The following is a 25128-nucleotide window of genomic DNA, read 5'->3' on the forward strand; positions in this document are numbered from 1 at the left end:
CCGATGAGCGACATCCAAGAGCCCACGCCGGGAGCCCCGGCGCCTGACGAAGCCACGACGCGTCCCGGCGAGTACATCGCGGACATCAGCTTCGAAGAAATGAACCTCTCCGAGCCCCTCCGCCGCGCGCTGGCGGAGCGCGGCTACACCAGTCCCACCCCCGTCCAGGCCAAGGCCTTCGGTCCCGCGATGGCGGGCAAGGACCTCATCGTCCGCAGCAAGACGGGCACGGGCAAGACGGCCGCCTTCGGCCTGCCCCTGCTGGAGAAGATCCCCGCGGACGAGAAGCGCGTGCGCGCCCTCATCCTCTGCCCCACGCGCGAACTGGCGCTCCAGGTGGCGGAGGAGCTCACCACCCTGGCCAAGTACAAGGGCGTGAAGGTGGCGGCCATCTACGGCGGCGCCTCCATGAAGCAGCAGGAGGACGCGCTGGAAGAGGGCACGCCCATCATCGTGGGCACCCCGGGCCGCGTCTTCGACCACATCAACCGCGGCAACCTGAAGCTGGACGGCTGCGACCACGCCATCCTCGATGAAGCCGATGAGATGCTGAACCAGGGCTTCTACGAGGAGGTCACCCGCATCCTCGACCGTCTTCCGAAGACGCGCCAGGTGCTGCTCTTCAGCGCCACCGTCCCCACGGACATCCAGAACCTCATCGCGCGCTACACGACGAACGCGGAGACGCTGCTGCTGTCCGGCGACGTCTTCACGGTGGAGCACATCCACCACATCCGCTACGACGTGTCGGATCAGTTCCCCAAGCCGCGCAACCTCATCTACATCCTGGAGAAGGAGGAGCCCTCCAACGCCATCATCTTCTGCAACACGCGGGATGACACGGCGCTGGTGACCGCGGTGCTCAACCGCAACGGCTTCGACGCGGAATTGCTCAACGGAGACCTGCCGCAGAAGGAGCGCGAGCGGGTGATGGGCAAGGTGAAGCGCGGCGAGGTGGCCTTCATGGTCGCCACGGACATCGCGGCGCGCGGCATCGACATCTCCGGGCTGGAGTACGTCATCAACTACTCCCTGCCGGAGGACCCCGCCGTCTACCTGCACCGCGTGGGCCGCACGGGCCGCATCGGCAACAAGGGCACGGCCATCAACCTCTTCTCCGGGCGCGAGCTGGCGACGTTCACCGTGCTGGAGAAGAAGTTCGGCATCAAGTTCGAGATGCGCGAGATGCCCGCCCCCGAAGAGGCGATGCACCTGTGGACCGAGCGCCACGTGCGCGAGCTGCGCGAGGGCATGGGCTCCAGCATCTTCGAGGGCTTCCTGCCCCTGGCCTCGCAGCTCAAGCAGCGCCCGGACGCGGACGACCTCATCGCCTTCCTCATCAAGTACTACTTCAGCCGCCTGCGCATGGAGAAGGCGCAGGCCGCCGGGGAGACGGAGAAGCGCGAGCCGGTGGAGCAGCGCAAGCCGGTGGAGCGCCGGGGCAAGGACCGCGAGCGCGAGCGTGAGCGTCCCCGCCGCGAGGAGCGGGGCGAGCGCACCGAGCGTCCCCCCCGCCGCGACGAGCACCCGGACCGCGAGCGCCGTCCGCGCCGCGACGAGCCGCGCCGCGAGGACCGGGGCGAGCGCCGGGGTGGCGCGCCCTCCGCCGCGCTGGAGCCGGGCCCGGGTGAGACGAAGCTCTGGGTGAACCTGGGCACCGCGGACGGCCTGGGGCCGGGCAGCATCGCCACGGCCATGGAGGACGCGGGCGCGCCGGTGGGCAAGCTGGTGCGCGCGGAGTTGCGCCCCACGTTCGCGTACGTCTTCGTCGCCGAGGACGACTCCGCGGGCTTCGAGGCCCTCAACGGCAAGCAGCACGGCGGCAAGACGCTGCGCGTGGAGAAGAGCAAGCCGCGCAGCGAGCGCGACGTCCCCAGCACCCGCCCGCCCCCGTCCCCGGACGCGGCCCCCGGCGAGGTGAAGCTCTGGGTGAACCTGGGCATGGATGACGGCATGGACGAGGCGAAGCTGCCCGCCACGCTGGAGTCCCTGGGCGCCCCGGGCGGCAAGGTCCTCAAGGCCCTCACCCGCCCCACCTACGGCTACGTCTACGTGCCGGAAGGTGACGCCCCGGGCTTCGAGGCCCTCAACGGCAAGACGCACAACGACAAGCCGCTGAAGCTGGAGCGGCACCGTCCGCGCGGCCAGCGTGAGGAGCGCCGCCCCCGCCACGAGGCCCTGCCGGATGTCCCCGGCCAGGCGCGGCTGTGGGTGGGCCTGGGCCGGCAGGAGGGCCTGGACGAGGCGGGCGTCACCGCCGCGCTGGAGGCCGCGGGCGCTCCGGCGGGCAAGGTGCTGCGCACCGACCTGCGCCCCACGTACGCGTACGTCTTCGTCGCGGAGGAGGACGTGGCGGGCTTCGAGGCCACCCACGGCAAGCCTCACGGCGAGGGCAAGACGCTGAAGGTGGAGCGCGCCAAGCGCAAGTAGCGCTTCGGCTACGGGGCGCCTTCCGGTCCGCCGGAGGGCGCCTTCTTCCTGCGGGCCCGGTGGTAGTGCGCGACGCACAACCCCCGGGCCAGCACGGGCCGGCCACACGCCGGTGAAGTACAGGCCGCGCCGACCGCCTTCACGACGAGGCCCGGAGCGCCCGGCCCACCGCTGAACATCGCCTCCGCCACGGCCAGCAGGCGGTCCACGTCTTCCCGGCCCAGCTTCCGCAGCCGCACCCACTCCACCAGCCGATGAGCCCCCGCGTCCTCCGCGTCCTCCAGCCGGAACAGCTCCCACAGCGGCAGCTCCAGCGCGGCCGCGACCTGGAGGAGCGTGTCGTAGCTGGGGTTGCGCTCGCCGCGCTCCAGCAGCGACACGAAGCTCACGGAGATGTCACACCGGGCGGCGAAGTCCTCCTGGGTGAGGCCCCGGCGCTCGCGCAGCGTGCGGATCCGCCGCGCCAGTCCCAGCAGGGACGAACCGGCGTCGCTGTCGTCCGGGGAGTGGGGGCGCATGGACACGCGCATCGTAGCGCACCCCTTCTGTTAAGGTTTTCCGTCTGTCCTCAGGAGTGAAGCCCGCCATGAACGCCGTCGACGGCACCAACTACTACTTCCGCAAGGCCGCGCGGGTCATGGACGTGGGCACGCCCATCGAGACGCTCCTGGCCACGCCCCTGCGCGAGGTGAAGGTGCAGGTGTCCATCGAGATGGACTCCGGAGAGATCCGCACGTTCCTGGGCTACCGCATCCAGCACGACAACAGCCGCGGCCCCATGAAGGGCGGCCTGCGCTACCACCCGGCCCTGGACCAGGACGAGTGCGTGTCGCTCGCGTCGCTGATGACGTGGAAGACCGCCGTGGTGAACGTGCCCTACGGCGGCGCCAAGGGCGGCGTGGCGTGCGACCCCGCGCAGATGAGCCTCAAGGAAGTGGAGCGGCTCACGCGCAAGTTCGTGGACCAGATTCAGGACGTCATCGGGCCCACGCGCGACATCCCCGCGCCGGACGTCAACACCAACCCCCAGGTGATGGCCTGGGTGATGGACCAGTACTCGCGCTACCACGGGCACTCGCCCGCGGTGGTCACGGGCAAGCCCCTGGAGCTGTACGGCTCCAAGGGCCGCGAGGCCGCCACCGGGCGCGGCCTGCTCTACGTATGCCGCGAAATCCTGCGCGACCTGGGCATGCCGGTGAAGGGCACGCGCTTCGCCATCCAGGGCTTCGGCAACGTGGGCAGCCACATCGCGCAGCTCATCTGGGGCGACGGCGGCGTGGTGGTGGCCGCGTCCGACGTGCTGGGCGGCATGTACAACCCGCTGGGCCTGGACGTGCCCTCCCTCTTCGAGCACGTGAAGCGCACCGGCACCGTGACGGGCTTTTCCGGCGGCACGCCGTGCACCAACGAGGACGTGCTCGCGGCGGACTGTGAAGTGCTCATCCCCGCCGCCCTGGGCCACGTGCTCACCCGCGACAACGCCAACAGCGTGCGCGCGCGCCTGGTGGTGGAGGGCGCCAACGGCCCCACCCAGCCGGAGGCGGACGACATCCTGGAGAAGCGCGGCATCTTCGTGGTGCCGGACATCCTGGCCAGCGCGGGCGGCGTGACGGTGAGCTACCTGGAGTGGGTGCAGAACCTCCAGCACGTCTCCTGGGAGGAGGACCGCGTCAACGCGGAGCTGGAGAAGACGATGAAGGAGGCCTACGACCGGGTGGCGCAGATTGCCCGCTCCCGGAAGGTCTCCATGCGGACGGCCGCCTACATCCTGGCCATTGGCCGGGTGGGCAAGGCCACGGTGCTGCGCGGCATCTGACGTGGGTGATGGAGAGCGGCCGTCCGGCCGCTGCCGCATCGCGTCCAGGCGCGCGTGGGCTCCGGGTCACTTCCGTACGGGGCCGGCTTCCGCTACACGCCCGGCCATGATGGTCACCCTGCAGGACATCCAGGCGGCGCGTGAACGGATCCGCACCGCGCTGCGCCCCACGCCGTGCCCCGCGTCGGACTACTTCACGGAGAGGACCGACTGCGCGGTGGTGTACTTCAAGCTGGAGAACCTCCAGCGCACCGGCGCCTTCAAGGAGCGCGGCGCCCTCAACAAGCTGCTGACGCTGACGGAAGAAGAGAAGCGCCGCGGCGTCATCGCGGCCTCCGCCGGCAACCACGCGCAGGGCGTGGCGTACCACGCGCGGCGGCTGGGCATCCGCGCCACCATCGTGATGCCGGAGCGCACGCCGCTCATCAAGGTGACGCGCACGCGTGACGACTACGGCGCGCGCGTGGTGCTCAAGGGCGCCAACTACGACGAGGCCTACGCGGAGGCCCTGCGCATCCAGGCCGCGGAGAACCTCGTCTTCGTGCACCCGTTCAACGACCCGCACGTCATCGCGGGCCAGGGCACCATCGGCCTGGAGCTGCTGGAGCAGTGCCCGGACCTGGAGCTGGTGATTGTCCCGGTGGGCGGCGGCGGGCTCATCTCCGGCGTGGCCGTGGCGCTGAAGCAGACGAACCCGCGCATCCAGGTGGTGGGCGTGCAGGCCTCCACCATCGCGAGCATGAAGGCGTCGCTGGATGCCGGGAAGCGCACGGAGCTCACCGCCGCGGGCACCACCATCGCGGACGGCATCGCGGTGAAGGTGCCGGGCGAGCTCACCTTCGAGCACGTGCGCAAGTACGTGGACGCCGTCGTGACGGTGGACGAGGAGGAGATCGCCGCCGCCATCCTGATGATGCTGGAACAGGAGAAGTCCGTCGCGGAGGGCGCGGGCGCGGCGGGGCTGGCGGCGCTCGTCAACGGCCGGATCCCGCAGGCGAAGGGCAAGCGCGTCGCCATCATCGTCGGGGGCGGCAACATCGACATGAACGTCATCAGCCGCATCATCGAGCGGGGCCTCGTGAAGGCGGGCCGCCTGGTGCAGCTGGAGGTGCGGCTGCCGGACCGGCCCGGCATGCTCGCGCGGCTCACCACGCAGATCGCGGAGATGCGCGCCAACGTGGTGGACCTGCACCACGACCGCGCCTTCTCCAAGGCGGGCCTGGGCGAGGCCACGGTGGAGGTGATGCTGGAGACCACGGGGCACGCCCACATCCAGGAGCTGATGACGGCGCTGGAGGCCCAGGGCTGGCAGGTCGCCCGGACGTAGGGCGGGGAGGCTTGCGCGGGCGCTCGGGGGTTCGGCGATACTCCGGAAACCCATGAACACGCCCCTCATCGCCCTGCTGCTCCTCGCCGCCGCTCCTCCCGCGCAGAAGGCGAAGGAGCTGGCGGCCCACAAGGAGTGGGAGGAGCTGTACCTCGCGTTCGCCGCCGCGGACCCCGCCTCGTACCCGGAGGCGCAGCGGCCGGCCGTGGCGGCCCCGCTGCTCAAGGGCTGCGAGGCGCTGCTCTCCGAGGACGCGGTGATGGCGTACTCGCTGGGCGAGCGCGCCGTGGCCTTTCAGGAGACGGCGGGCGGGCTGCGGTGCGTGGCGCGCTCGGCGCTGAGGACGGATCAGCGGGCCGCCGCGGAGGAGGCGCTGAAGAAGGGCCTGGCGAACTTCCCCAAGGACGGCGCGTTCGCGCTGGAGCTGGGGCGGCTGCAGCTCCTGGACAAGGACTCGGCGGGGGCGCTGGCCACGCTGCAGCAGGTGCCCCCGAAGTCGAAGGAGGCCGCGGAGGCGCGCAAGCTGATGCAGCACGCGCGCTCGCAGGTGTCGGCGGAGGAGTCCGCGCGGCGCGAGGCGGAGCGCCTGGAGCAGCGGATGAACGGCGAGCCCGTCCCGGGTGACACGCGCCAGGCGAAGGCGACGGCGGGCGGAGACGTCCGGCCGGCGGGGCTCTCCTACGAGTCCGGCGTGGGCAAGGACGGCATGCGCGTGCGCCAGAACAGCCGCTTCGCCATCCGCTACTTCAACAGCGACCGGGACTTCGGCCAGCGCGCGGAGTACGAGGGCAAGGTCGTGTCCGCGCTGGACGAGGCCTATGACTTCACCCAGCGCACGCTGGGGCGGGCCCGCGCGCGGCAGCTGAACGTGGTGCTCTACACGCGCGACGAGTTCGCCACGCACATGGGCGCCCGGTACGCGGCCGCGGTGGCCGGCCTGTACTCCGAGGACGCCATCCGCATGAACGACGCGGCGGAGCTGACGCAGGCGACGAAGGCCACGCTGGTCCACGAGTACGTGCACGCGGCGGTGGATGAAATCAGCCCGCGCGGCGGCGGCGCCCTGCCCCGCTGGTTCAACGAGGGCCTGGCCGAGTACATCGAGTGGCGCTACCTGGGGCTGGACGGCCCGCCGCGCTACCTGCGGGACGTGATGCGCAACCAGGCGAAGCAGGGGGCCCTGCCGAAGCTGTCGGAGATGGACTCGCAGGCGCCCATCTCCATGTCCCAGCCGGAGATCGCCTACGGCACGTCCGCCATGGCGGTGCGGGAGCTGGTGCGGCTGGGGGGCCAGGAGAAGCTGCTGGACTTCATCGAGAAGGCGGGCCGGGCCGACTCCTTCCAGGAGGCCCTGAAGGCCACCTACGAGAAGGACTTCGCGGGCCTGGACCAGGCGGTGCGTGCCGCCCTCTCGGGGAGGTAGCGGCCGGTCGGGCGTGGCGGATTGGTTTACCCCCTGGCGGGAGTCCCCTACACTCGCGACCCTCCAAGATTTTCGCTGCGGCGGTCCCCCTGTTGGACGCTGGCGCAGCAAGGTGACGGATGTCCGATACGCGCGCCGCGATGAGAGAGTTCCGCTTCCTGGATGAGAAGCGGAAGCTGGGAAGCCTGTCCGCTGTCGAGGAGGCTCGCTGGGTCGAGCTGCGCGGCCTTTTGGGCATCCAGGACGCGGCGGACACCGCGGCGGCGGCCCAGGCCTGGGCTCAGCCCGAGCAGCAGCCCCAGGGGTACTACGGCGAGGACGGCCAGTGGTACGCCTACCCCGCCGGCTACGAGCAGCCCCAGGGGTACTACGGCGAGGATGGCCAGTGGTACGCCTACCCCGCCGGCTACGACCCCAACGCCCAAGGTTACTACGGCGAGGACGGCCAGTGGTACGCCTACCCCGCCGGCTACGACCCCAACGCGGCGGCGTATGATCCGAACGCGGCGTATGACCCGAACACGGCGTACGACCCGAACACCGCGTATGACCCGAACGCGGCGTACGACGCGAACGCGGCCGCGGGCTACGCGGCCCCGGTGGATCCGCAGGCCGGTGGGTACGTCCCGCAGGCGCCCACCGAGCAGGACAGCCTGAACCTCAGCACGGACGACATCGACATCCCGTCGTTGAGCGAGCCCGCGCCGTGGATGCCGCAAGCGCCCGTGGCGACTTCGCCCGCGGCGGCGCCGGCGGAGGCGTGGGGGACGGGCGCGGAGGAGGACTTCTCCGGGTTGTCGATGGAGACGCCGGCCCCGGTGGCGGCCGCCGCGCCGGAGCCCTCGCTGGAGGACTCGTTCGCGGACCTGTCGATGGAGGTCGAGTCGGAGGCCCAGGCTCCGGCGACGTCCGGGTTGGATCCGATGGCGGAGGCGCTGGCCTCCGCGGAGCAGGCGGCCCAAGACGCGGAGTTGCTGGAGGCCGAGCCCGAGTCCGAGGCGGTGCTGGCCGAGGACCTGTCGCCCGCGCCCATGGACGCGGCGTGGGATGCGGCGCCGCTCGCGGTGGAGTCCGAGGAGTCCGGAGCCAGCGCGCTCGACACGGCGCCGCTCGCGGTGGAGCCGACGGCGTCCGCTGATGGCGGGGGCGCGGATTGGGATTGGAGCGACGTCGCGACGGCGGAGCCCGCCGCGCCCGCGGAAGAGGCCGTGCAGGCGGTCGCCACGGAGACGGCGGGAGCGTGGGGGGAGAATGCGGCCCCTATCGCTGGAGCGCCGGAGCACGGGGAAGAGATCGCGCTCGGCGCGGGTGACATCGCGGAGGCGTGGACCGACAGCGCCGCGGCCACCGAAGTGCCCGCGGAGGAGATCGCCCTGGACGCGGGCGACGTCGCCACGGAGTGGCAGCCGGAGACGGCCACTGAGGGAACGTGGCAGGCCGGTGGTGAGGCCGCGGCGAGCACGGCCGACGTCGCTGCGGAGTGGCAGTCCGGTGATCATGCCGCGGTGGCGGAGGAGATCCCGCTCAGCGCAGGCGACGTCGCCACGGATTGGCAGGCCGGTGGTGAGACCCCGGCCGAGGAGATCGCGCTCGGTTCGAACGACGTCGCCACGGATTGGCAGTCGGACAGCGCCGCATCTGCGCAGACGCCCCATGACGGGAGTTCCCCCGGTTCAAGCGATGGCGTGACGGAGTGGACGGCCGACAGCGCCGTTGCCACCGAGACGCCCGCCGAAGAGATCGCGCTCGATGCGAGCGAGGTCGCCACGGATTGGCAGTCGGACAGCGCCACGGCCGCGCAGTCCTCCAGCGAGGAGATCGCGCTCGGCGCGAGTGATGTCGCCACGGAGTGGCAGGCTTCCGGCAATGCGCCGGAGACGGATGCTTCGGCGGAAGCCCCTGCCGAGGAGATTGCGCTCGACACGAGCGACGTCGCCACGGATTGGCAGGCGGGGAGCGCCACCTCCCCGGAAGCCCCCTCCGAGGAGATCGCGCTCAGCACGGACGACGTCGCGACGAACTGGCAGTCTGCCAGCGGTGATCCGGCGGAGTCCCCCGCCGAGGAGATCGCGCTCGACGCGAACGATGTCGCCCACGAAGGCGACGCGGACTGGTCCGACGGCAGCGCGGCCTCGGCGGTCGCGGCCGGTGTGGAGGCGCAGACCTTCGACGTGGCCGACCTGGGCGCCGAAGAGGAGCAGCAGCTCACTCCGCCGCCCTCCCCGTTCGCGAATGAATCGGGCGTCCCGTCGCTGCGGATCCGCAGCATCCCGGTCGGTCCGGACATCGAAGCCGACACGCTGGAACTTGGCGCGGACGATGTCGAGCCCATGGCCGGAGCAGCCCAGGCCTCGGAACAGTGGGGCGAGCTGAGCGGCAGTGCCGACGAAGCCGTGCCGCTGGCCACCGCGGCCGAATCGCTCGCCGAAGCGCAGTCCACCGAGCCTTCCGCGTGGAACGCCGCGGGCGAGGATGGGCAGCAGTGGTCCGCCGAGGGCGCGCCCTCCGACGCGACCGACACCGTGGGCTTGCAGGATGCGTCCGCTGCCATCGAGCTGCAGCCCGAGTGGGCCGCCGACGCCGTGGAGCCCGCCGCCGAGGACTCCGCCCCCATCGAGCTCCAGCCCGAGTGGGCCTCCACCGCGTCGTCCGAACAGCCCACCGCGAACGCCTGGGACGCCCCGGCCGCTGAATCCGCGGAGGCCGCATCCGCGTCGGTGTCGTCCGCTGACGTCCAGGGCGGATGGACGCCGCCGTCCGAAGAGGCTCCGCTGATCGAGGCCCAGTCCGAATGGGCCACCCCGGAAGCCGACGCCGCGCCCATCGCCCATGCATCCGACGGGAGCGCCACGGAAGAAGCCGCTCCCATCGAGGCCCAGCCCGAGTGGGCCACGGAAGAAGCCGCGCCCATTGAGGCGCAGCCCGAGTGGGCCACGGAAGAGGCCGCGCCCATTGAGGCGCAGCCTGAATGGGCCACGTCGGAAGACACCACGCCTGTCGCCGAGCAGGCCGAATGGGGCACGGCAGAGGCCGCGCCGCTCGATGCACAGGCCACCTCCGGAGGCGCAGCGGCCGTTCCCACGCAGCCGCAGTGGGCCACCACGGAGGCCGCGCCCATCGAGGCGCAGCCCGAATGGGCCACCACTGAAGACGCCCCCATCGAAGCCCAGCCCGAATGGGCCACGGAAGAGACCACGCCGGTCGCCGCGCAGTCTGAATGGGCCACGGAGGAAGAGACCGCGCCGGTCGCTGCTCAGCCGGAGTGGGCTACGGCTGAAGAGACCGCGCCCGTCGTCGCGCAGTCTGAATGGGCCACGGCTGAGGAGACCGCGCCCGTTGCCGCGCAGTCTGAATGGGCCACGGCGGAAGAGACCGCGCCCGTCGTCGCGCAGTCTGAATGGGCCACGGCGGAGGAGACCGCACCCGTGGCGGCTCAACCTGAGTGGACCTCCACGGAAGGCACCACGCCTGTTGCCGCGCAGTCCGAGTGGGCCACGGAAGAGGCAGCGCCCATCGAAGCTCAGCCCGAATGGGCCACAACTGAAACTGCCGCACCGGACGCCGCTCAGCCCGCGTGGAACTCGACGGAAGAGGCCGCGCCCATCGAAGCGCAGCCGGAATGGGCCACGGCTGAAACCGCCGCGCCGGTCGCCGCGCAGTCCGAGTGGGCGAATGCTGAAGCCGCGCCGATTGAGGCGCAGCCTGAATGGGCCACCGAGGAAGAAGCCGCGCCGATTGAGGCGCAGCCTGAATGGGCCACCGAGGAAGAAGCCGCGCCGATTGAGGCGCAGCCCGAGTGGGCCACGGAAGAGACCGCTCCCGTTTCCGAGCAGTCCGCGTGGGCAACGACGGACGCCGCGCCGGTCGCTGCACAGTCCGCGTGGGCGAATGCTGAAGCCGCTACGCCGGTCGCGGCTCAGCCGGAATGGGCCACTGCTGAAACCGCTACGCCCGCGGCCGCGCAGTCTGAATGGGCCACGGAAGAAGCCGCCCCCATCGAAGCTCAGCCTGAGTGGGCCACCGAGGAAGAAGCTGCGCCGATTGAGGCACAGCCCGAGTGGGCCACCGAAGAGGCCGCTTCGCCTGCGGTAGCGCAGTCTGCATGGGCCGCGACGGAAGAAGCCGCCCCTATCGAAGCTCAGCCGGAATGGGCCACTGCCGAAACCGCTACGCCCGCGGCAGCGCAGCCGGAATGGGCCACGGAAGAGGCCGCGCCCATCGAAGCCCAGCCGGAGTGGGCCACCGAAGAAGCCGCCCCCGTCGCCGCTCAGCCCGAATGGGCCACGGAAGAAGCCGCGCCCATCGAAGCCCAGCCGGAGTGGGCCACCGAAGAAGCCGCACCCGTCGCCGCTCAGCCCGAATGGGCCACGGAAGAAGCCGCGCCCATCGAAGCCCAGCCGGAGTGGGCCACCGAAGAAGCCGCACCCGTCGCCGCTCAGCCCGAATGGGCCACGGAAGAAGCCGCTCCCATCGAAGCTCAGCCCGAGTGGGCCACGGAAGAAGCCGCGCCCATCGAAGCCCAGCCCGAGTGGGCCACGGCTGAAGAGACCGCGCCGGTCGCCACTCAGTCCGAGTGGGCCTCCACGGAAGAAGCTGCGCCCGTCGCCGCTCAGCCCGAATGGGCCGCCGCGGAAGAAGCTCCCATCGAAGCCGAACCCGAATGGGCGACGACGGAGGATGTGACCCCGGGCGCGGAGCAGCCGTGGTCCGCCACGGACGCCTCGGCGCCTGCCGCCGCGCAGTCGGAGTGGGCCGCCACCGAGGACACCAGCGCCGGATCCGCCTGGGCCCAGCCGGCCACCGGCGCCGAGCAGCCGTGGGATGCCCCGGTCGAGGAAGCCGCCTCCGAATGGGTGGCCCCTCCCGCCACGCCGGAATGGGGCGCCCCCGAGGCCCCCGCGGCGCGCTCCGCCTGGGCCACGCCCAAGGAGGCCCAGCCCGACTGGATGGCGGACTCCGCGCCCGCCGCGCCCCCCTGGCAAGCCCCCCAGGCCCCCGCCGTCGAGGACAGCGAGCCCGTCGCCGAGGAAGAGGTCTCCCTCACCGACATCACCGCCCCCACGTGGGCCGCACAGCCCGCCGCCGCGGCCCCGTCCTCCGGCTGGGAAGAGCCCGCCGTGGACGTGGACGCGGAGCTCGACGCCACGCCCGCCCTCGACGTCGAGGAGGTGGAGCCCGAGTCCGAGCCCGTCGCGGACATCGAGCTCGTCGAGGACGTCGTCCCCGCCCTGCCCGTCGCGGCCATGCCTCCGCCTCCGCCTCCCCCGCCGGCCCTGTCACTCTCCGCCACGCCCGTGGCCCGGCTGACGCCCGCCGCCCCGACCCTCCGGGGCCCGACGCCCGTCGCCCCCGCGACGCCGGCCGTGGCCGCCACCCCCGTGACGGCCAACCACCTGCGCCCCACGGACGACACCCTGTTCGAGGTGCCGGGGGGCGGCTTCGCCTCCGCCACCAACTCCTTCGTGGAGGGCGAACACCGCGTCATCATCCACACCGTCGAAGGCCAGGTGAAGCGCGGCACCATCCGCGACGCGGACCTCCTGGAGGACACCATCTCCCTGGAGCAGCAGAGCGGCTTCGCCCCGGAGCGCATCCCCGGCAAGCGCGTGAAGGCCATCTTCTTCATGCTCGCCGCGGGCGCGCGTCAGCCGCAGGCGGAGGGCTCGAAGATCCGCGTCACCTTCAACGACGGCCGCCAGGTGGCCGGCTTCTCCCAGGACTTCAAGGGCCCCACCCCGGGCTTCTTCGTCGTCCCCGCCGACACCCGCACCAACACCGCGCGCATCTTCATCTACCGCGCCAGCGTGCAGGCCGTCGCCGAGGGCTGAAGCCCACCCCCGGGGCGGCCCCCGCCGCCCACACGCCGCACAAAAAAGAGGGGCCCCGGTCACCCGAGGCCCCTCTCTTCATTTCAGCTTGGGCGAAGAGGACGCGGACTACTTCGTGTCCTTGGCCGCCGGCGCCGCCTCGGCCTTCTTCGTGGTCTCCAGGTCCAGGGTGATGGTCACCTCGTCACCCACCGCCACGCCGCCGGCCTCCAGCGCCTTGTTCCAGGTCAGGCCGAAGTCGCTGCGCTTGATCTTCGTGGTCGCCGTGGCGCCGCGGCGCACGTTGCCCCACGCGTCCTTCGTCTCCGCCGTCGGGCCTTCCACGGCCAGCACCACGGGCTTGGTCACGCCGTGCATGGTCAGGTCGCCCGTGACGTTCAGCTTGTCCTTGCCGGCCTTCGCGATCTTCGTGGACTTGAAGGTGATGGTCGGGAACTTCTCCACGTCGAAGAAGTCCGCGCTCCTCAGGTGCTCGTCGCGCTTGGGCTCGTTGGTGTTGATGGTCTTCGCGTCGATGGTCGTCTCGATGGTGGACTTGGTGATGTCCTTGTCATCCAGGTTGACGGTGCCCTTCACGTTGCTGAAGGTGCCACGCACGGTGGACACCATCATGTGCTTCACGCCGAACTGCGCGCTGGAGTGCGACGAGTCGATCTCCCACGTGGAGGCGAACGCGAAGGACGGGGCGGCGACGGCGAGCAGCGTGATGGCGGACTTGAGCGACATCTTCATGGTGTGACTCCTTGAGATTGCGGACTGCGAGGTTCAGGCGCGCAGCGCGAAGCTGCGCATGGACAAGGTTCCGTGATGGAAGCCCTCGAACACGGGGGTGATGCGGTCCTCGGGGAGGGCGGCTCCGAGGACGAAATAAATCGGCAACCAATGCTCGGCGGATGGATGCGCGACCCGCGCATTCGGTGCATCCATCCATGACTGAAGCCCTACGTCATCACGCGCGGCAAGTTTTCCGGCGACCCACGCGTCGAACTCGGCGGCCCATGGCTCAGGGGACGCCCGCTTGTTTCTGAAATTCACCCGACGCAGGTTGTGCACCACCCCGCCGCTGCCCATGAGCAGCACGCCCTCCGCGCGCAGCGGACGCAGCGCTTCTCCCATGCGCGCCACCTGCGCGGGCGTCGCGTCCGCCGGCAGCGACACCTGCAACACGGGCACGCGCGCCTCCGGGAAGGCATGCCGCAAGGGCACCCAGACGCCGTGGTCCAGCCCGCGCTCGCCGTCCGCCACCGCGGGCACGCCCGCCGAGGACAGCCGCGCCACCACGTCCTCGGCCAGGGCCGGTGCACCGGGAGGCGCGTAGCGCAGCCGGTACATCTCTTCAGGGAAGCCGTAGAAGTCGTAGACGAGCGGCGGAGCGGCCATCGCGGTGACGTGCACGCGCGCGTCCGTCTCCCAGTGCGCGGACACCACCACCAGCGCCTTCACCGGGCCCGCGCCCTCACCGAAGCGCTTGAGCGCCTGGGGGTACTCGTCCGCGTCCAGCGCCGTCATGGGCGAGCCGTGCGAGACGAACAGGGCCGGTGCCACCTGCCGGGCGACCGAGGGCCCAGGCCCCATCACCCCCGCCACCCCGGCGGCCGCCACGCCCTGCAACACCTCGCGCCTGTCCACCCCGGAAGCCATCGTGGCGCCTTGTACTGCAACCCCGGGACCAGCGCATCCAACATGTCAACCCACTGGAATCACTGGGATTCACATTCCGCCACTGTGAAATGTCTCTCAGATTGATAGAGAGGCACATCAGTCTGAAAGACACCGGGAGACACCGTGGCGGGTCTGGAAGGGTTGGACTTGAGGGAGCTGCTCGCGTTCGAGCCGAAGGGCGGGGTCATCCGCTTCGCCGGGCAGCGGGCGCTGTTGATGGATCCGGTGGCGCTGGGGCTCCTGCGCAAGGAGCTCATCGGGATGCTGGGGATGACGGCCGCGCGAGGCATCTTCACGCGGCTGGGCTACGCGCACGGCTGGCGCACGGCGGAGGCGATGAAGACCGCGGTGCCGTGGACGGACGAGGCGGAGTGGCGCCGCGCGGGCGGGCGGCTGCACACGCTGATGGGCCAGGTGCGCGTGGAGCGCATCGAGCGCACGGACAAGGACGGCCCGGAGCCCTTCGCGGAGGCGCAGTGGCGCGACTCCTATGAGGCCGAGCAGCACCTGCTCCACCTGGGACAGGCGGACCAGCCGGTGTGCTGGAGCCTCACCGGCTTCGCGTCCGGCTACCTGAGCTACTGCAACAACAAGCCCATCTACTGCGCGGAGCTCAAGTGCGTGGGCCACGGCGACGCCCTCTGTCACATCGTGGGCCGCCCCCAGGAGGAGTGGAGCGCCGAGTGCACGGAGTTCCTGCGCTTCTATGAGACGCAGTGCATGGAGGGCGTGCTCGGGCAGGTGACGGAGGCCCTGCGGCAGACGGAGCGCAAGCTGCGCGCGAAGCGGCAGTCGCTGGCGCGCGTGTCCGGCGTGACGGAGGACCCGGCGGGCATGGTGGCCCGCGCGGAGGCCATGCAGCGCGTGCTCAACCTGGCGCGGCGCTCGGCGAAGGTGGACACCACCATCCTCGTCACCGGGGAGAGCGGCGTGGGCAAGGAGCGAATCGCCCGGCTCATCCACGACGAGTCCGGCCGCGCGCCCAAGGCCTTCATCGCCGTGAACTGCGCCGCGGTGACGGAGAGCCTCTTGGAGAGCGAGCTGTTCGGCCACGCGAAGGGCGCCTTCACCGGCGCCACGCACGACCGGCCCGGCCTCTTCGAAGCGGCGCACGGCGGCACCCTCTTTTTGGATGAAGTGGGCGAGGTGCCCCCCGCCATGCAGGCCAAGCTGCTGCGCGCCCTCCAGGAGCGCGAGGTGCGCCGCGTGGGAGAGAACACCAGCCGCAAGGTGGACGTGCGCGTGGTGGCCGCCACCAACCGCGAGCTGTCCGAGGAGGTCCGCCTGGGCCGCTTCCGCCAGGACCTCTTCTACCGGCTGCGCGTCATCGAGCTGCGCATCCCGCCCCTGCGCGAGCGCAAGGAGGACATCCTCCCCCTGGCGAGGCTGCTCCTGGCGGAGGCCGGCGAGCGATTGGGGAGGCGCGTGAATGGCCTGTCCCCGGACGCGGCGGAGCAGCTCCTGCGCTATGCGTGGCCGGGCAACGTGCGCGAGCTGGGCAACGCCATCGAGCGCGCGGTGGTGCTGTGCGAGGGCCCGCGCGTGGAGCGCGACGACCTGCCGGAGGAGGTGCGCGCCGCGCCGCCCCCGCTGGTGCCCTCGGGCAACCCGCGCCGGCTGGAGGACATGGAGAAGGAGTACATCCTCGCGGTGCTGGCGCAGAACGGCGGCAACCGCTCGCGCACCGCGGAGCAGCTGGACATCGGGGTGGCCACGCTCTACCGGAAGCTCAAGCAGTACGGCCACCCGGAGGCCGCGCACTAGCCCGCGCGCGGCCCTTCAGTCCTCCAGCGCCTCAGTTGAGGTACTGGTCGCGGTCCGGCGGACGCTCGCGGTCCACCACGCGCAGGTGCTTGGAGCGGTCGCGCAGCTGCCGCTGCAGGCGCCAGTGCTGCAGTTGGAGCATCAGCCGCTTGGGGCTCGCGCCGCGCACGTACGCGAAGATGAGCACCAGGCTGATGAGCTCCGGGGCCATCACCTGCCAGGCCGGCGCGGTGAGCAGCCGCAGCACGGTGAAGCCCGCGCCAATGGCCGCGAACCAGTTGCCCGTGAGCGGGATGCCCCAGAAGTTCGTCTGCCCCCGGCCAATCACCAGGCCGTAGGCCACCCACAGCACCGTCGTCATCACCGTGCCGCCGGCGTAGAGGTTGGCCATGGGCATCACCAGCGACAGCAGCACCGTGATGAGGCCCGCGAGCACCGTGATGCCCACCGACGCCATCAGCAGGCGCCTGGACCCCCAGGTGGACTCCAGGAAGCCGCCGATGGACCAGATGATGATGCCGCCAAAGATGATGCCCAGCGCGTCCGTGGCGACGAACGCGTAGGTGAACAGCTGCCACACGCGCAGGTGCAGCACGTCCCCCGGGTTGAGCAGCAGCAGCACGCCCTGCCCGCGCTGGGTCGCCAGGAACAGGGCGGAGAACGCCACCAGCGCCACCGCCAGCTTGGCGGCCATCGAATCCAGGCCCGGGAAGCCGCCGCCGAAACCGCCGCCTCCCCGGTTGAAGCCCCGCATGGGTCGCATAGAGGCCCAAAGGTGGTGGAACACCGCCCGGTCCGCAACCCCAAATCCAGAAACGATGAAGGGCGCCCCACCCTGGTGTCACCAGGGAGAAGCGCCCTCGCATCCCACGCCTTCGGAAAAAGCCGGCCCTACGCCTTGTGGCGGTAGAAGAGCGTGATGGTCAGACAGTGAAACTCCTTGTCAGAGGACTGCGTGACGATCTTGTCCACGACCTCCACGGCGGAGTTCTCCTTCAGCCACTTGGTGATGTTCTCGCCCATGTTCTCGCGATCGCGCGCGAGCGTGGTGGAGAACACCTTGACGCCCGTGAAGCTGATAACGCCCATTCCAACCCTCGTGTCACCAGAGATTACAAATGTTTACCCCGAGTCGGGGGCGCCATCAAGAAACGGGCCCGACAATCCGGCCCTGGAGCGCGCCTTCGCCCCTCCGGGAGCCCCCTGACGGGCGGGGGCCCGGCCACCGTCCACCGGCCGACAGTGCGGCGGTGGGGGCGCCAGGCCCCTGGGGCGTCAGCGGCCCGCCGCGGCCCGGCGGGTCTGGCAGGTGATCTCGTCCTTGCAGGCGGGACCGATGCCTTCCGGGTGGGCCGTCAGGGGCGTCTTGTCGCTCTCCTCCACGCCGCACACCACGCAGCGGCGCTTGCGGTTGCGGCGCTCGGCACGGCGCTGCTCGGCGATGGCCTTGGCCCGCTCGCGGGCCGTCTTCGCGTCCACCTCGTTGCTCATCTCACGTCCCGTCCGGATGTCGTCTGCCCCGTACCCCGTCGCCACACGCACGCGCGCCTAGAGCGCCTCAATCAGGACGGCGATGCCCTGGCCGCCACCGATGCAGGCGGACCCGATACCATAGCGGGCGCCCCGGCGCTTGAGCTCGTACGCCAGCGTCATGGTGATGCGCGCCCCGGAGGCCCCCAGCGGGTGGCCCACGGCGATGGCGCCGCCGTTGACGTTGGTGGCGTCGCGTGGCAGGCCCAGCTCCTTCTCCACCGCCAGGTACTGGGGCGCGAAGGCCTCGTTGACCTCGAAGAGGTCCACGTCCGTCAGCTTCGCGTCCGCGCGCTTGAGCAGGTTGCGGATGGCCGGCGCCGGGCCAATGCCCATGACCTTCGGGTCGCAGCCGGACACGCCCCAGTTGACCAGCCGCGCCACGGGCTTCAGGCCGTGCTTCTCCACGAAGCTCCGGGTGGCCATCACCATGGAGCCCGCGCCGTCGCAGATGCCGCTGGCCGCGCCCGCGTGCACCACGCCGTCCTTCTTGAACACCTTGGGCAGCTTGCGCAGGCCCTCCACCGTGGTCTCCGGACGGTTGTGCTCGTCCTTCGAAACCACCGTGTCGCCCTTCTTGCCCTTGAGCGTCACCGGCGCGATTTCATCCGCCAGCCGGCCGGCCTCCTGGGCCGCGGCGAAGCGCTTCTGGGTGAGGACGGCGTACTGGTCCACGTCGTCCTGGGTGAGGCCGTAGTCCACCGCCAGCTGCTCGGCGGTGAGCGCCATGGCCTGGCCGGTGTAGCTGTCCGTGAGGGCCGTCCAGAGCATGTCCTCCAGGCCGCCCTTGCCCAGGGGGATGCCCCAGCGCGCGCCGCGGATGACGTGGGGCGCCTGGCTCATGGACTCCGTGCCGCCCGCGAGGACGGACTCCGCGCCGCCCGTCAGCATCATCTCCGCGGCCGTGACGAAGGCCTGGAAGCCGGAGCCGCACAGCCGGTTGACGCCCAGCGCGGGCACCGGCACCGGCACGCCCGTGCGCAGGCCCACGTGGCGCGGCAGGTAGATGGCGTCCGAGCTCGTCTGGACGACGTTGCCGTACACCACGTGCTCAATCTGCTCCGGGGAGACGCCCGCCTGCGCCAGGGCCGCCTTCGCGGACTCCACGGCCAGGTCGGTGGCGCTCAGGTCCTTGAGGCTGCCGCCGTAGGTACCGAACGGGGTGCGCTTGCCGGACAGGAAGTAGATTTCCTCGTTCTTGGACACGCTCTTCATGGTGCTCGTCTCCCTACTCTTCCGGGGCGCGCGGTGCACGCACGACGTGACGTGGAAAAGCGTCCAGGGGGCCGTCAGCCCGCGCGCCGTCCCAGGAAGGCGCTGGCGACGATGGCAAGCGCGATGGCCGTCCACAACAACCCCTGGAGGTTCTGGCGGCGGATTTCCTTGCGCCCCAGCCCCTGGTACCAGGCCCGGGCCGTCTGGACGCGCCCCTCCCAGGTGAAGCCCTCCGGGCCCGCCGGTTCCAACCCCTCGAGTCGTCGCACATGCGCGCGCAACAGGCGCTCCGGTGCGGCGTCCTCCAGCGACCCGGAGCGGTAGCCGGGCACGTCCAGCGCGGGGCGCCGGTAGCTGGCGGTGACGACGAAGCCCCCGGTGGCCAGGGGTGTCAGCAGGTAGAGCCGGGGGAAGAGGTCGTTTCCCTCGTACAGGGTGGCGAAGACGCGCTCGCCCGCGTGCGCCCAGTCGTAGGAGCGGGTGGCCTTCTGGAGCAGCGGCTTCTCCTCGTGGCTGCCCAGCGGCGTGAAGCCCAGCGCCTGGAGCTGGCCCGCCAGGGGGCCGAGCGCGTCCGGCAGGTCCATCTGGTCCGCCGGGGCCTCCGGCTCCACGCGGACGGTGTGGGGGAAGAGGTAGAGCAGCGCGCGCCAGAAGTTGAGGAACAGGAGCACGCCGGCCAGCACCAGCCCGGCGACGGCCACCCCCAGCTGCCCGAGCACGTTCACGGGCGGGGCTTTCCTTCCGGGCGCCGGTTGGCGGTGGCGGGCAGGTCCTTCCAGCGCGCCAGGTCCCCGGGGGTGAGCGGGTCGCGGCCCTCCAGGTAGCGCTCCAGGTGGCCCAGCGAGTCCACGCCCCAGAACATCTCGTCGTCCACCAGCACGGACGGCACGCCGAACGCGCCCGCGGCGAGCGCCTCCTCCGTGTTCTTGCGCACGCGGTCCTTCACCTCTGGCAACTGCGCGCGCTCGAGCAGCGCCCGCGCGTCGAAGCCTCCTTCCGTCAGCACCGCGCCCACCTGCTCCGGCGTCTCGATGCCCCGGCCCTGGCCCCACGCGGCCGAGTAGAGCGCGGTGGTGAGCCGCGTCCTCTCCGCCACGTCGTCCACCGAGGCCGTCACCCGCAGGGACAAGAGCGGGTTGAACGGGTGCGAGGGCGGCAGGGTGAAGGGCGCGCCCTGTTCGTGCGCGATGCGGAAGCACTGCTTGAAGACGTAGACGCGCTTGGCGGGAATCTCCGCCGGGCCAATGGAGCCCACGGCGTTGAGCAGCCCCGCGAGCAGCACCGGCACGGGCTCCAGCGCCCGGCCGTGCCGCGCCGCGATGGCGGGCATGCGGAGCCAGGCGAGGTAGGCGTACGGGGACAGGTAGTCCAGGCAGAAGCGCAGGGGGGAGGAGACCATGGGTCCCATCCTATGCACGACCCGGCCGTCAGGCGCTCTGCTTCACGTCCTCGTGCTGGCGCGACAGCGGGCCGCGCAGCGACTGGGCCAAGAGCTGGAGGTGCGTGGCCCGGGCGGTGGCGAAGGCCCGCTCGGCGATCTCCAGCTCCCGCATCACCTCTTGCGGCGTGCCGTAGCGCTCCGCGTGCTGCAGGTAGACGAGCCCCATCTGGAGCACGTTGCCGGTGGACTCCGCCAGCAGGCGCGCGCGGCGCAGGTGCGCGTCTCCCTCCTCCTGGGACACCAGCGGCGCCAGGGCGCGGCGGGCCAGGATTTCGTCCCAGGGGTTGGCGAACCGGGGGTCCAGGGCGCGCTCGAGCGCGCCTTGCGCGGCGGCGAGCGCGGCGGGCAGCCGGCCCTGGTCGCGCTCGAAGCGCGACTGGTACACGCGCACCAGCGTCTCCATGCGCAGGCCGCCCTTCTGCGCGGCCTCCAGCGCGCGGGGCAGGGACTCGCGCGCGGCGCCCGCGTCCTCGAAGAGCACGTCGCGGCACGCCTGGTACACGAGCACGTGCGCGCGCAGCCAGCGGTCCTCGGGCAGCACGTGGGAGAGCGCCTCGCCGCGCGACACCACCGCGGCGACGAGCTCGTGCTCGCCGCGCTCCAGGTAGTACGGCGGCGTGAAGAGGGCCAGGTTGCGCTCCATCAGCCGGGGGCTGCCCAGCCGGCGGATGAGCTCCGTCTTCTGCGCGAGCGCGGACGCGAACGCGGCGCCGTCGCCGGTGAAGGCCGCGCGCGCCACCTGCGCGAAGAGGTGGTAGGCGCGCACGTCGGTGAAGCCCTGCGCTTGCGCCAGGTGCAGCCCGTCCTTCAGCAGCTCCTCGTCCAGCGGCTCGCCGCGCAGGGCCAGGTTCACGTTGAGCAGGTAGCCGCCCATGCCCAGCGCCCACGCCAGCCGCCGGGGCGGGCGCCCCACCGCGTCGCGGAACTCGCGCAGCCGCTGCACCTGCTTGCGCTGCTCGGCCACCCCACCCGACCACTGGCCGGTGTACGCGCTCAACGTGGAGCGGGCCACGGACAGCCCCGCCCGGTACGGCGAGTCCTCCGGGTGCTCCGCGGCCACGCGCGCGATGAGCGCCTCCAGCGCGTCCGTGCGCCCCAGGATGGCCAGCGCCATGCCCTGGAGGATTTCCAGCTCCGAGCGCTTCCAGAAGACGTCCACCGGCGTCATCCGCGCGTCCGCCGCCACCTCGCGGAAGAGCGGAATCAAGAGCTCCTCGCGCTCCGCGGGCGTGGCCGCGCGCGCGGACTCCAGCCGGCGGAGCGCCTCGCGCCGTCCGGACGCCACGTCCACCGTGGCCTCCCAGTGCGCGAAGAGCCGGTCCGCGTACGCCACCGACGTCGGCGGGTCGCTGGAGTAGCCCACCTCCACCAGCGACACCCACGTGCGCAAGAGCTGCTCCGAGCGCCCCGGGTAGTCCGGCGCGGCCTCCAGCAGCGCCGCCGCTTCCTTCAGGAGCAGCGTGGCCTCCAGCAGCGCCTCCGCCTCGATGGCCGCGTGCCCCGCCTCCAGGAGCGGCTGGATGGCCTCCGCGGGCGCGTCCGAGCGCGCGAAGTGCCAGCCCACCGCGCGCACCACGCCCGCGTGCCCCGACGGGAGCGCCTGGAGCGCCCGCGCCACCCGGCCGTGGTGCGCCTGGCGCTCCGCCTCCGGCGAGCTGTCGTAGACGGCCTGGTGCACGGTGTCGTGCGTGAAGACGTAGCGCCCCTCCACGTCCTGGAGGAACTGCCGCTCCACGATGCCGTCCAGCGCGGAGAACAGCTCCGCCTCCGGCAGGCCCGACAGCGCGCGCACCAGCGGCAGGTCCAGCATGCGGCCCGCGGGCGCCAGCTTGCGCAGGAGCGACACCTGCTCCGGCGGCGCGTTGGCCAGACGCACCAGCACCGCCTCCTGGATGCTGTCCGGGAGCCTGCGCGTGCCCAGCCCCTCCTCCGCCTCCCACCGCCCGCCCACGCGCTTGAGCGCGCCCGCCTCCACCAGCATGCGCAGGCATTCCGTGGCGAAGAAGGCGTTGCCGCCGGTGGTCGCGTGCAGCCGCTGCACGAAGCCCTCCGGCACGTCCAGGCCCGGCAGCACCAGCTCCACCAGCTTGGCCACGTGCTCGGCGGACAGCGGCTCCAGGTCCACGCGGGACGTGAGCTTCTCATCCACCGTCTGGAACGCGAGGCTCAGGCGCGACAGCTCCTGGGAGCGGAACGTGCCCACCACCATGCCGCGCGTGCCGTGCAGCGCGCGGATGAGGACGTTGAGCGCCTCCAGCGACGCGCTGTCCGCCCACTGCAGGTCCTCGAAGCACAGCACGAAGGACTGCCGTCCCCCCAGCGTGCGCGTCCACTCCGACAGCGCCGCGAAGAAGGCGGTCTTCTCATCGGAGCCGTCGCGCGGCAGCTGTTCGTGCAGGTCGCCGTCGAACACGTCCGACGACAGCAGTCGCGCGAGCGGGGCCTTCACCCGGTCCATCAGCTCCGCGGGCGTGTGCGGCACCAGGCAGCGCAGGGCCTGCGCCACCGGCGCCAGCGGGGACAGCCCCTCCGCACGGCACTGGCCCCGGCCGAAGGGCAGCTCCGCCAGCTTCGCCTGGAGCTCGAACTCCTGGAGCAGCCGCGTCTTGCCCACGCCCGCGGGCCCACCCACGAGCACCGCGCGCGACTGGCCCCAGTCGGCTTCCGCCAGGCCGTTCATCAGCCCTTCCAGCTCCGCCTCGCGCCCCACCACCTCCGGCACGTGCAGGTAGCTGGCGCGCGCGGACAGCGACTCCTCCGGCACGGGCTCGCCGCTGGCCTGGCAGAGCGCCTCCAGCAATTCGCCCGCGTCCTGGAAGCGCTCGCGGGGGTCCTTCGCCATCAGGAGGAGGATGATCTCCTCCAGCTGCGGATCCACCTGGCAGATGGTGGACGGGCGCGGCGCCGGGCGCGTCAGGTGGTCCGCGAGCAGCACCGCGGGGCTCGCGCGCTTGAAGGGCAACTTGCGCGTGGCCAGGTACCAGGCCATCACGCCCAGCGAGTACAGGTCCGCGCGGCCGTCGATGCTCGCGCCCCGCTGCCACTCCGGCGCCAGGTACTCCAGCGTGCCCTTGAGCTTGCCGGGGCTGGGCGTGCCCAGCTGGTGCATCACGCCGAAGTCCATCAGCTTCACCGCGCCGGACTCGGTGATGCGCACGTTGCTGGCCTTGATGTCGCAGTGCACGTACAGGCGCGAGTGGATGAACGCCAGCACCTGCGCCATCTGGATCAACACGCGATACAGCGTGCGCGTGTCCAGCGGCGCCTCCCGCACCAGCGAGCTCAGGTCGTTGCCGCCCACGACCTCCATGGTGATGAAGCGGTTGCCGGCCTCCGTCATGCCCCAGTCGAAGACCTTGAGCGTGGACGGGTGCTGCAGCTTCTTCATCGCGAAGAACTCGTGCCGGAACAGCAGCACCAGCTCCTCCACCTTCGCGGCGGACAGCTCCGCGGGGACGTGCATCTCCTTGAGCGCCACGCGGCGGCGCTCCTGCAGGTCGTCCGCCAGCCAGATGCGGCCCATGCCGCCCTCGCCCAGCAGCGACTCCACGCGGTAGCGCCCGGTGACGATGACGCCTGGAACCAGCGAGCGCCGCTCCCCCACCCCCGAGCCCGGCAACGTGATGGGCGTACGCATCCGCTCCCCCCACGTGCTCGGAGGGCGGGTGCGCTCATCCAGTACCGTTGTCTTCTCGTCGTCGCTCACGCGCCAAGGGGCTGGCCCGTTCAGGCCAGGATCCAGAATCCAGACGTCGGAGGAATACCACGTTTCAGTGACACCGCCTCCGGGACATCCGAGCAGGTGCCCCCTCCGTCCCCACCCCTGTTTCACCATCCCGCTGCAACCCTGTACCGCCGGGCAGCCCGGACGCCTGCTGGGGAGCCACTTCCACACCGGTGCCCGGGCTCCACCCGGACGCATGCACACCCTTCCTCCAGGCCGTGGGCCCGTCGCTCGCGGGAGGAGGAGGCGGCATGCGCGCATGGAAGTGGGGCGGCGCCACGGTGGCGCTCGCGTCCGTGACGGCCTGGATGGCCTGCGGCCAGTCCGGGACCGGAGCCGCCGAGGGCATCGAGAAGGCTGAAGCAGCAACGGTGACGCTGGGCGACGGCCACTGCGCGGGCGTGGTGGTGGGCCAGGGCCGCCATGTCCTCACCGCGGCCCACTGCGTCGCACCGGACGCGGGCCGCGAGCGGACGAACTTCGAGGACGGCCGCCAGCTGTGGGGCCGCTACGTGTTCGTGGATCGCGGCCGGGACATGGCGGTGCTGGAGCTGGAGGCGAGGGCGCCGGTGGCCCCGCTGGAGGTGGCCGAAGGGTTGCCCATCCCCGGCGCGATGCTCGTCTTCACCGGACGCCATGACCGGCCCGGCGAGCCACAGCGGGTGATGGTGGAGCGCTGGGGCCGCTGTCCGTCGCTGCCAGACGTGCCCACCGCCCTCTTCACCACGATGCACGGCGTCCCCGGAGACTCCGGCGCGCCGCTGGTGGACGAGCAGCAGCGCGTGGTGGGCCTGGTGCATGGCGGCGCGCGGTGCAGCATCGCCGCGCCCACCGGAGACGTGGCGCCGGAGCTCCAACGCCTGTCGCGAGAGGACGCGCAGCCCCTGGCCCGGCGGGCGACCTCGGCGCCGCGCTGACGCGGCGGAACGGAGGACTCCGCCCTTCCCGCACCTGGACGGCCGGGCAGG

At 71.7% G+C, this 25128-nt stretch carries 17 protein-coding genes; 7 read left to right on the forward strand and 10 right to left on the reverse strand.

Annotated elements, in window-relative coordinates; all coding sequences use genetic code 11:
• Window positions 1–3: 3 nt before the first annotated feature.
• Complete coding sequence (locus AABA78_RS06875) at window positions 4–2430, forward strand: DEAD/DEAH box helicase (protein WP_338262169.1); 2427 nt, start codon at window positions 4–6, stop codon at window positions 2428–2430.
• A gap of 8 nt (window positions 2431–2438) precedes the next feature.
• Here AABA78_RS06875 and AABA78_RS06880 read toward each other — a convergent pair whose 3' ends face one another.
• Window positions 2439–2948 carry a helix-turn-helix domain-containing protein gene (locus AABA78_RS06880; protein WP_338262170.1) on the reverse strand — a complete coding sequence of 170 codons (510 nt, stop codon included), beginning with the start codon at window positions 2946–2948 and terminating at the stop codon, window positions 2439–2441.
• Between the two features lie 68 nt (window positions 2949–3016).
• On the opposite strand from AABA78_RS06880, the gene AABA78_RS06885 reads away from it, so the two are divergent.
• From AABA78_RS06885 to AABA78_RS06900, 4 genes are all read left to right on the forward strand, one after another.
• Window positions 3017–4246 (forward strand): Glu/Leu/Phe/Val family dehydrogenase, encoded by a 1230-nt coding sequence (locus tag AABA78_RS06885; RefSeq protein WP_171420820.1) that lies wholly within the window; start codon window positions 3017–3019, stop codon window positions 4244–4246.
• 109 nt (window positions 4247–4355) lie between these two features.
• Window positions 4356–5573: a threonine ammonia-lyase gene (locus AABA78_RS06890; RefSeq protein WP_171420822.1), complete on the forward strand. Its 1218-nt coding sequence runs from the start codon at window positions 4356–4358 to the stop codon at window positions 5571–5573.
• Between the two features lie 52 nt (window positions 5574–5625).
• The gene (locus AABA78_RS06895; protein WP_338262171.1) at window positions 5626–6996 is read left to right on the forward strand and encodes a peptidase MA family metallohydrolase; all 1371 of its coding nucleotides are present in this window, start codon (window positions 5626–5628) and stop codon (window positions 6994–6996) included.
• Between the two features lie 119 nt (window positions 6997–7115).
• The gene (locus AABA78_RS06900) at window positions 7116–12824 is read left to right on the forward strand and encodes a DUF6982 domain-containing protein (RefSeq protein WP_338262172.1); all 5709 of its coding nucleotides are present in this window, start codon (window positions 7116–7118) and stop codon (window positions 12822–12824) included.
• A 108-nt stretch (window positions 12825–12932) separates the two neighbouring features.
• Here the strand turns inward: AABA78_RS06900 and AABA78_RS06905 are convergent, their stop codons facing one another.
• Together AABA78_RS06905 and AABA78_RS06910 are read right to left on the reverse strand one after the other, a co-directional pair.
• Window positions 12933–13556 (reverse strand): YceI family protein, encoded by a 624-nt coding sequence (locus AABA78_RS06905; RefSeq protein WP_338262173.1) that lies wholly within the window; start codon window positions 13554–13556, stop codon window positions 12933–12935.
• 33 nt (window positions 13557–13589) lie between these two features.
• The gene (locus AABA78_RS06910) at window positions 13590–14465 is read right to left on the reverse strand and encodes a DODA-type extradiol aromatic ring-opening family dioxygenase (protein WP_338262174.1); all 876 of its coding nucleotides are present in this window, start codon (window positions 14463–14465) and stop codon (window positions 13590–13592) included.
• Window positions 14466–14609: 144 nt separating this feature from the next.
• On the opposite strand from AABA78_RS06910, the gene AABA78_RS06915 reads away from it, so the two are divergent.
• Window positions 14610–16250 (forward strand): sigma 54-interacting transcriptional regulator, encoded by a 1641-nt coding sequence (locus AABA78_RS06915; protein ID WP_338262175.1) that lies wholly within the window; start codon window positions 14610–14612, stop codon window positions 16248–16250.
• 31 nt (window positions 16251–16281) lie between these two features.
• On the opposite strand, the gene AABA78_RS06920 is transcribed toward AABA78_RS06915, so the two are convergent.
• From AABA78_RS06920 to AABA78_RS06950, 7 genes are all read right to left on the reverse strand, one after another.
• Window positions 16282–17013 carry a DUF1751 domain-containing protein gene (locus AABA78_RS06920; protein ID WP_171421185.1) on the reverse strand — a complete coding sequence of 244 codons (732 nt, stop codon included), beginning with the start codon at window positions 17011–17013 and terminating at the stop codon, window positions 16282–16284.
• Window positions 17014–17141: 128 nt separating this feature from the next.
• Window positions 17142–17339, reverse strand: a complete 198-nt coding sequence (locus tag AABA78_RS06925) for a hypothetical protein (RefSeq protein WP_128798968.1) — start codon at window positions 17337–17339, stop codon at window positions 17142–17144.
• Between the two features lie 186 nt (window positions 17340–17525).
• On the reverse strand, window positions 17526–17741 hold the full coding sequence (locus tag AABA78_RS06930; protein ID WP_120523727.1) for a hypothetical protein: 216 nt from the start codon (window positions 17739–17741) through the stop codon (window positions 17526–17528).
• A gap of 57 nt (window positions 17742–17798) precedes the next feature.
• A complete protein-coding gene (locus AABA78_RS06935; RefSeq protein ID WP_338262176.1) occupies window positions 17799–18995 on the reverse strand; it encodes an acetyl-CoA C-acetyltransferase in 1197 nt (398 codons plus the stop codon).
• Window positions 18996–19069: 74 nt separating this feature from the next.
• Entirely contained in the window at window positions 19070–19720 is a 651-nt protein-coding gene (locus AABA78_RS06940; RefSeq protein WP_338262177.1) for a hypothetical protein, read from the reverse strand.
• A complete protein-coding gene (locus AABA78_RS06945; protein ID WP_338262178.1) occupies window positions 19717–20394 on the reverse strand; it encodes a 2-hydroxychromene-2-carboxylate isomerase in 678 nt (225 codons plus the stop codon). The genes AABA78_RS06940 and AABA78_RS06945 overlap by 4 nt, the downstream gene beginning before the upstream one ends.
• Window positions 20395–20422: 28 nt before the next feature.
• The gene (locus tag AABA78_RS06950) at window positions 20423–24073 is read right to left on the reverse strand and encodes a protein kinase domain-containing protein (protein ID WP_338262179.1); all 3651 of its coding nucleotides are present in this window, start codon (window positions 24071–24073) and stop codon (window positions 20423–20425) included.
• Window positions 24074–24411: 338 nt separating this feature from the next.
• On the opposite strand from AABA78_RS06950, the gene AABA78_RS06955 reads away from it, so the two are divergent.
• Window positions 24412–25077 (forward strand): S1 family peptidase, encoded by a 666-nt coding sequence (locus AABA78_RS06955; protein WP_338262180.1) that lies wholly within the window; start codon window positions 24412–24414, stop codon window positions 25075–25077.
• The last annotated feature ends 51 nt before the right edge of the window (window positions 25078–25128 follow it).

This window comes from Corallococcus caeni, assembly GCF_036245865.1.
GTDB lineage: Bacteria > Myxococcota > Myxococcia > Myxococcales > Myxococcaceae > Corallococcus > Corallococcus caeni.